This is a genomic window from Rhodoblastus sp. (assembly GCF_041915505.1).
Taxonomy (GTDB): domain Bacteria; phylum Pseudomonadota; class Alphaproteobacteria; order Rhizobiales; family Beijerinckiaceae; genus Rhodoblastus.
The window spans coordinates 1-6,991 of the sequence record NZ_JAYSBG010000181.1; the positions used below are offsets into that span (position 1 = coordinate 1).

The 6,991-nt window shown below is 69.9% G+C and carries 5 protein-coding genes and 1 pseudogene; 4 read left to right on the plus strand and 2 right to left on the minus strand.

The features are described 5' to 3' along the window. The 4 genes and pseudogenes from ACE3S9_RS12085 to ACE3S9_RS12100 all read left to right on the plus strand — a co-directional run. A pseudogene (locus tag ACE3S9_RS12085) lies at nucleotides 1–212 on the plus strand (AAA family ATPase); the annotation flags it as partial. Beyond that, the gene (locus tag ACE3S9_RS12090; protein WP_374546712.1) at nucleotides 212–1,144 is read left to right on the plus strand and encodes a DUF58 domain-containing protein; all 933 of its coding nucleotides are present in this window, start codon (nucleotides 212–214) and stop codon (nucleotides 1,142–1,144) included. The pseudogene ACE3S9_RS12085 and the gene ACE3S9_RS12090, both read left to right, overlap by 1 nt. Continuing rightward, entirely contained in the window at nucleotides 1,144–3,906 is a 2,763-nt protein-coding gene (locus ACE3S9_RS12095; protein WP_374546713.1) for a DUF4159 domain-containing protein, read from the plus strand. The genes ACE3S9_RS12090 and ACE3S9_RS12095 overlap by 1 nt, the downstream gene beginning before the upstream one ends. Further along, entirely contained in the window at nucleotides 3,903–6,020 is a 2,118-nt protein-coding gene (locus ACE3S9_RS12100) for a hypothetical protein (protein ID WP_374546714.1), read from the plus strand. Before ACE3S9_RS12095 ends, ACE3S9_RS12100 begins: the two co-directional genes overlap by 4 nt. Nucleotides 6,021–6,022: 2 nt before the next feature. On the opposite strand, the gene ACE3S9_RS12105 is transcribed toward ACE3S9_RS12100, so the two are convergent. Both ACE3S9_RS12105 and ACE3S9_RS12110 read right to left on the minus strand, forming a co-directional pair. Then, on the minus strand, nucleotides 6,023–6,523 hold the full coding sequence (locus ACE3S9_RS12105; protein ID WP_374546715.1) for a GNAT family N-acetyltransferase: 501 nt from the start codon (nucleotides 6,521–6,523) through the stop codon (nucleotides 6,023–6,025). A gap of 109 nt (nucleotides 6,524–6,632) precedes the next feature. Continuing rightward, nucleotides 6,633–6,980, minus strand: coding sequence for a cytochrome c family protein (locus ACE3S9_RS12110; RefSeq protein WP_374546716.1), 348 nt, complete (start codon nucleotides 6,978–6,980; stop codon nucleotides 6,633–6,635). Between the last annotated feature and the right edge of the window lie 11 nt (nucleotides 6,981–6,991).

A 6,991-nucleotide genomic window follows, 5' to 3' on the forward strand; every position in this document is an offset into this window, starting at 1 on the left:
CCTGGGGGCCGGGGCCGCGCGCCGCGCAATCGCTGATGCTGGCTTGTCGCGCCCGCGCGCTGGCGCAGGGGCGGCTCGCGCCGGGCAAGGCGGATGTGCTGGCGCTGGCGGCGCCCGTGCTCAAGCACCGCATGGCCCTGACCTATAGCGCGCGCGCCGATGGCGAGACCATCGACGCCGTGATCGAGCGGCTCAAGCAAAGATTCGGCTGATGGCCCAACCAGCCCGGAACGGTTTCGCCTTCCTGCCGCCCGAGGCGGCGCGGCCCGATCAGGACAAGCGGGTCCAGGCGCTCGATCTCGCGCGCCGCCTGCCGGCCCTGGCTTTATCCGCGCGGCAGGCGGCGGCTTCCGCGCAGGCCGGGCCGCATGGGCGCCGCCGCGCCGGCGTCGGCGAGAATTTCTGGCAGTTCCGGCCCTTCATTCCGGGCGAGGCCGCGCAGAATGTCGATTGGCGCCGCTCCGCCCGCGACGACCGGCTCTATGTCCGCGAACGCGAATGGGAGGCGGCGCAGGTGCTCTGGGTCTGGGCCGACCTGTCCGGCTCGATGAATTACCGCTCGCCGCTGGGCGGCCAGTCCAAGCTCGACCGCGCGCTCGTGCTGGCGCTGGCTTTGGCGGATTCCACCGTGCGCGCGGGCGAACGCGCCGGCTGGCTCGGCGTCACGCGGCTGTCCGCCGCGCGCGACATTGTCGACAGCCTCGCTGTGGCGCTGATCGCGGAATCGCGCGCCAACGGCGAAAGCTTCCCCGACCTCCCCGAGGCCGCGCCGCTGCGGCCGCGCGAAAAGGCGGCGCTGATTGGCGATTTTCTCGTGGCGCCGGAGGATTTCGCCGCCTGCCTGCAAAGGCTGGCGGCGCAGGGCGCGCGCGGCCACGCCTTGATGATTTACGACCCCGCCGAAGAGGCCTTTCCCTTCGCCGGCCAAACCGAATTCTACGACGAGGCGGGCGATCTGCTGCGCGCCGGCCGCGCGGAGGATTACGCCGCCGCTTTTCGCACCCGCCTCGCCGCCCACCGCGACGCGCTCGCCGAGGCCGCGCGGGCGCAGGGCTGGACCTTCGCGCTGCATTCCACCGCGCGCCCGGCCTCGGAAGCCTTGCTCAACCTGCGCCTGGCGCTCACCGCGGATAGCGCGCGATGATGAGCCTGTTGTCGCTGAGTTTTTCCGCGCCCTGGGCGCTGCTGCTTCTCGCCGGGGCGCCGCTGCTTTATCTGCTGCTGCGGGTGACGCCGCCGCCGCCGCAGCGGATCGCCTTTCCGCCGCTCAAGCTGATTCTCGATCTGAAGAAGCCGGACGCCACCCCGGCGCGCACGCCTTTGTGGCTGCTGATCCTGCGCATGGCGCTGGCGGCGCTGGTGGTGCTCGCGATGGCGGGCCCGGTGCTGACGCCGCGCGGGACGCCGGCGCTCCGCAATGGCCCGCTGTTGCTGCTGGTCGACGACGGCTGGCCGGCGGCGAGCGACTGGACCCTGCGGCTGCAGGCGGCGGAATCGCGGCTGGAGGCGGCGGCCCGCGCCGGCCAGCCTGCCGCCGTGCTGGCCTTTTCCGAACCTCCCGCCGAGGCGATTGCCGCGCAGGACGCGGCGGGCGCGCTGGCCCGCCTGCGCGCGCTCAAGCCCAAGGCTTTTCTGCCCCCGCGGGCGCCGGCTCTCGCGCCCATCGGCGCCTTTCTCGCCGGCAATCCCAATGCGCAGGTGGTCTGGCTGGCGGATGGGCTGGAGGCGGCGGACGGCCGGGCCTTCGCCGCCAAACTGGCGGAACTGGCGCCGGAAGCGGAAGTCCTGCGCGATCCGCGACCGGTTCAGGTCATCGGCCGCGTCGAGAATGGCGCTGGAGCGCTCGAAGCGCGGATCGGGCGTTCGGCGCTGGGCGGCGCGGCCTCGGGACGGGTGCTGGCCTTCGACGCCAAGGGCGCCGCCATCGGCGAGGCCGATTTCGATTTCGCCAATCAACTCAACACGAAAGCCGCGCTGACGCTGCCCGTGCAATTGCGCAACGAGATCGCGCGGCTGGAGATCGCCGGCGAGAATTCCGCCGGCGCCGTGCATCTGCTCGATGCGGGCTCGCGCCGCCGCCGCGTCGGCCTCGTCGCGGGCGCGACCGGCGAGCAGCCGCTGCTGTCGCCGCTGCATTATCTGCGCGACGCGCTTTCGCCCTATGCCGATCTGCGCGAGGCCAAGCCCGGCGACAGCGATCCGGTCGGCCATTTGCTCGACGATGGCGTCGACGTGCTGATCCTCGCTGACGTCAACGCCGCCGCGCCGGCCTTGCGCGCCCGGCTCGACGCCTTTCTCGCCTCGGGCGGAACCATCGTCCGCTTCGCCGGTCCGCGCCTCGCCGCCGGCGGCGACGATCTGTTCCCGACGAAATTGCGGCGCGGCGGCCGCACCTTGGGCGGCGCCCTGTCGTGGGATAAGCCCAAGCCTCTGGCGCCCTTCGAGGAGGCGAGCCCGTTCTTCGGCCTGACGCCGCCCGCCGAGGCGACGGTGGCGCGTCAGGTGCTGGCGGAGCCGGAAGAGGGCCTGCCGGCCAAGACCTGGGCAAGGCTCGCCGACGGCACGCCGCTGGTCACCGCCGACAAGCGCGGGCCGGGGACTTTGGTCCTGTTCCATGTCTCGGCCGACGCCGGCTGGTCCAACGTGCCGCTGTCCGGCCTGTTCGTGGAAATGCTGAAGCGGATCGTCGATCGCGCCGGGCTGGTGGCCAAGCCGGGCGAGGCGGGCGCGGAGGCCGCCGCCTTCCTGCCGCCCTTGCGGCTGCTCGACGGCTTCGGCGTGCTCGGGACGCCGCCGGCCAACGCCAAATCTTTGCCCGCCAAGGGCGTAACGGCGCCCGACGCCGATCATCCGGCCGGACTTTACGGCGCGGCTTCCGCGCCGCGCGCGCTCAACGCCTTCGATCCCGACATGCCGCTCACACCGCTCGATATTTCCGGCCTGAAATTCCGCCTGACCGAACTGGCGGGGCCGCGCCCGGTCGACCTGCGCGGGCCTCTGCTGATCGGCGCTTTCGTGCTGGCTCTGGCGGATGCGCTGGCCATGCTGTGGCTCGGCGGGCGCTGGCGCCGTCAGGTCGGGCCCGCGCTGGCGGCGCTGGCGCTGATCTTCGCCGCCCCCGCTCTTGTCTCGCCCACGCCCGTTCGCGCGGAGGCGCATAGCCAGCGCGACATTCAGGCCGCGCTGTCCACCAAGCTTGCTTATGTCATCACCGGCGATTCCCGCGTCGACAAGATCAGCGGCGAGGGGCTTTATTCCTTGTCGGAGACTTTGGCGCGACGGACTTCCTTCGTGCCGAGCGAACCGCAGGGCGTCGACCCGGCGCGCGACGAACTTTCCTTTTATCCGCTGCTGTACTGGCCGATCGCGCCGGACCGGCCGCAGCCGGGCCCCGAGGTCGCGCGGCGCATCGCGGCCTATATGAAACAGGGCGGCATGGTGCTGTTCGACACCCGCGACGGCGGCATGCAATTCGACAAGGGTCCTGCCACCCCGGCGCAACGTTGGCTGCAAGCCTTTCTGAAGGACATCGACTTGCCGCCGCTCGAACCGACGCCGAAGGATCACGTCATCAACCGGACCTTCTATCTGCTCGACGGCTTCGTCGGTCGCACCGAGACCGGTCCGACCTATATCGAGGCGCTGCCGCCCGAAAGCGAGAAGGAAAACCGGCCGGCGCGCGCCGGCGACGGCGTGTCGCCGATCATCATCGCCTCCAATGATCTCGCTGCCGCCTGGGCCGGCGATCAGGGCGGCGACGGGCTCTATCCGCTCTCGCCGGGCGGCCCGCGCCAGCGCGAAATGGCGCTGCGCGGCGGCGTTAATATCGTGATGTATACGCTGACGGGCAATTACAAGGCCGATCAGGTCCATGTCCCGGAACTGCTGGAAAGGCTGGGCCATTGACGGAATTCGGCCTCGCCTTCGCGCCTTTGGCGCCGCTCTGGCTGATCGGGCTGTTCGCCGCGCTCTCGGCGGCGCTCGTCGTGGCGGCGCTGGTCCTGCGCCGGCGCGGTGCGATTTTCCGCGCGGTCGTGTTCTGCGCCTTGCTCGGCGCCCTCTCCAATCCGTCGCTGGTCGAGGAGCGCCGCGAGGGCCTGCGCGATGTGGTCGCCGTGGTGCTCGACCGCAGCGCCTCGCAGAATTTCGGCGACCGCCGCGCCCAGACCGAAGCCGCGCGCGTCGCGCTCGATCAGGCGCTGAAGGGGCTCGATAATGTCGAGGTCCGCTTCATCGAGGCCGGCGAGGAGACGGGCGATTCCGAGGGTGGCGACGGCACAAGGCTGTTCTCGGCGCTGAATGCGGGCCTTGCCGATGTGGCGAGCGAGCGGCTCGGCGCCGTCGTCATGGTGACGGACGGCGTGGTCCACGACATCCCGCCCTCGCTCGCCGCCGCCAATCTCAAGGCGCCGCTCCATGCGCTCATCACCGGCCATGACGGCGAGCGCGACCGCCGCATGGTTCTGGTCGAGGCCCCGCGTTTCGGCCTGATCGGCAAGGATGTCGTCTTCACGGCCAAGGTCGAGGAATCCAACGGGCCGGGCGATCCGGTTGCGGTGACGGTGCGGCGCGACGGCGAGATCGTCAGCCGCGTGCTGGCGCGGCCGGGCGAGCCGCTGAAGATCCCGCTGAAACTGGCCCATGGCGGCCGCAATGTGCTCGAATTCGACGCCGAGCCGATGGACGGTGAGCTGACCGAGATCAACAACAAGGCGGTCGCCATGGTCGAGGGTATCCGCGACCATCTCAAGGTGCTGCTGGTTTCCGGCGAACCCAATCCGGGCGAGCGCGCCTGGCGCAACCTGCTGAAATCCGATCCCAATGTGGAATTGGTCCATTTCACCATCCTGCGTCCGCCGGAAAAGCAGGATGGCACGCCGATCCGCGAACTGGCGCTGATCGCCTTTCCGACTGCCGAATTGTTCGGCAAGAAGATCGTCGATTTCGACCTGATCGTATTCGACCGTTATTCGAATATGGGCCTGCTGCCGCCGGCCTATTTCGACAATATCGTCAAATATGTCCGCGACGGCGGCGCGCTCGCCATTGTGGCGGGGCCGAATTTCGCCGAGCCCGACGGACTTTATTATACGCCGATCGGCAAGGTGGTGCCGGCGCGCCCGACTGGCGAGATCAGCCAGGGACCGTTCCGCGCCGCGCTTTCGGCCATTGGCGAGCGCCATCCGGTGACGCGCGACCTGCCGGGGAGCCAGAGCAAGCCGCCGGCCTGGAGCGAATGGTTCCGGCAGGAGCAGGCGACGCCGTTGCGCGGCGCGGCGGTTTTGTCCGGCGTCAAGGATTCGCCTCTGCTGATGCTGTCGCGCGAGGGCAAGGGTCGCGTCGGCCTGCTGCTGACCGACCAGAGCTGGCTATGGTCGCGCGGCTATGAGGGCGGCGGGCCCTATGTCGATCTGATGCGGCGCGTGGCGCATTGGCTGATGAAGGAGCCCGAGCTGGAAGAGGAGGCCCTGCGCGCGACGGCGCGCGGCCGCGAGCTGACCATCGAGCGCCAGAGCCTGAGCGACCAGAGCGGCAAGGCGCGGCTGGTCTCGCCTTCGGGCAAGACGCAGGAGCTGGCTCTCGCTCCCGCCGGGCCGGGCCTGTTCCGGGCGACGGTCAAGGCCGATGAGTTCGGGCTTTATCGCGCCAGCCAGGGCGAATTGACCGCTCTGGTCAATGTCGGGCCGGAAAATCCGCTGGAATATCGTGAGGTGGTTTCGACGCCGGAAAAACTGCGGCCGCTGGCTGAGGCGAGCGGCGGCTCCGTGCGCCGCATCGGCGCGGCCGGGACGGCGGCGATTTCCATGCCGCGGATCGTCGCCATGCGCGACAGTCCGGTCTATGCGGGTTCGGATTATATCGGCATCCGCCGCGCCGAGGCGAGCGTGGCGCGCGGCGTGAAACTGACGCCGCTGGCGGTCGGCTGGTTCGGGCTGCTGGTCCTGCTCGGGGCGCTGATCGCCGCCTGGGCCTGGGAGGGCCGCCGGGCCGGGACGAAAGACGCCGCGTCAGGCGCCTGACTTCAGCAGCCTGACGTTACTTGGCCCTTGTGGCTGGCCAGCGCGCCCGGCTGCAATTCGCAATAGAGCAGGCGGCCGGGATCGACCGGGCCGGGCAGCGTGAAATGGCCGAATGGCGCGCGCGAAAAACCCATGCGCTCGTAAAGCGGCGGATCGCCCACCAGAATCACCAGGCTGTGCCCGGCGTCGCGCGCGGCATTGAGCGATTTCTGGGCGAGCGCCTCGCCCAGGCCCCTGGCGCGAAAAGGCTCCTCGACCGTGAGCGGGCCGAGCAGCAAGGCCGGCGCGCCGCCGATGGCGACGCGCGTCATCGTGTTGGCGCCCACCAGCATGCCGCCAATGCGGGCCAGAAAGGACAGGCTCCAGTCCGGCTCGACGCCCTCGCGCAGGCGATAGGCGGTCTTGGCGAAACGGCCGGGTCCGAAGGCGCGCTCCTCCAGCTTGTGAATGGCGGGCCGGTCGGCGGGCGTAACGAGGGCGTAGTCGAGCGAAAGTTCGGTCATGGCGGCGGTTTAGCGCCAGCCGCGCCGCGGGGGAAGCGGCAAATGGGCAAAAATGAAAACGCCGGCCGCATTTGGCGACCGGCGCTACAATGGACCCAACCGGGACGGCTTATTTCGAGCCGTCGGCCTTGAACTGGGCGATGTAGGCCCAGAGATTGGCGCGGTCGGTCTCGTCGGGAATGCCGGCGAAGGTCATTTTGGTGCCGGGGATCTTCTTCTGCGGCGCCGTGATATATTCCAAGAACGTCGCCTCATCCCAGACCAGACCGGAATTCTTGTTGGCGTCGGAATAGTTGTAGCCCTCGACCGCGCCCGTGTGGCGGCCGTTGAGGCCGTTCAGCTCGGGGCCGACGACGTTCTTGGCGCCGGGGCCGATCTGGTGGCAGGCCTTGCACTTGTTGAACACCTTGGCGCCCGCTTCGGGATCGCCCGCGGCGAAAGCGGAGGACGAGACCAAAGCGAGGGCGG

Excerpts from the sequence above, each read along its gene's own strand:
- ACE3S9_RS12095 (WP_374546713.1), top strand. The coding sequence starts at position 1,144 with ATGAGCCTGTTGTCGCTGAGTTTTTCCGCGCCCTGGGCGCTGCTGCTT.
- ACE3S9_RS12090 (WP_374546712.1), top strand. The coding sequence starts at position 212 with ATGGCCCAACCAGCCCGGAACGGTTTCGCCTTCCTGCCGCCCGAGGCG.
- ACE3S9_RS12105 (WP_374546715.1), bottom strand. The coding sequence starts at position 6,523 with ATGACCGAACTTTCGCTCGACTACGCCCTCGTTACGCCCGCCGACCGG.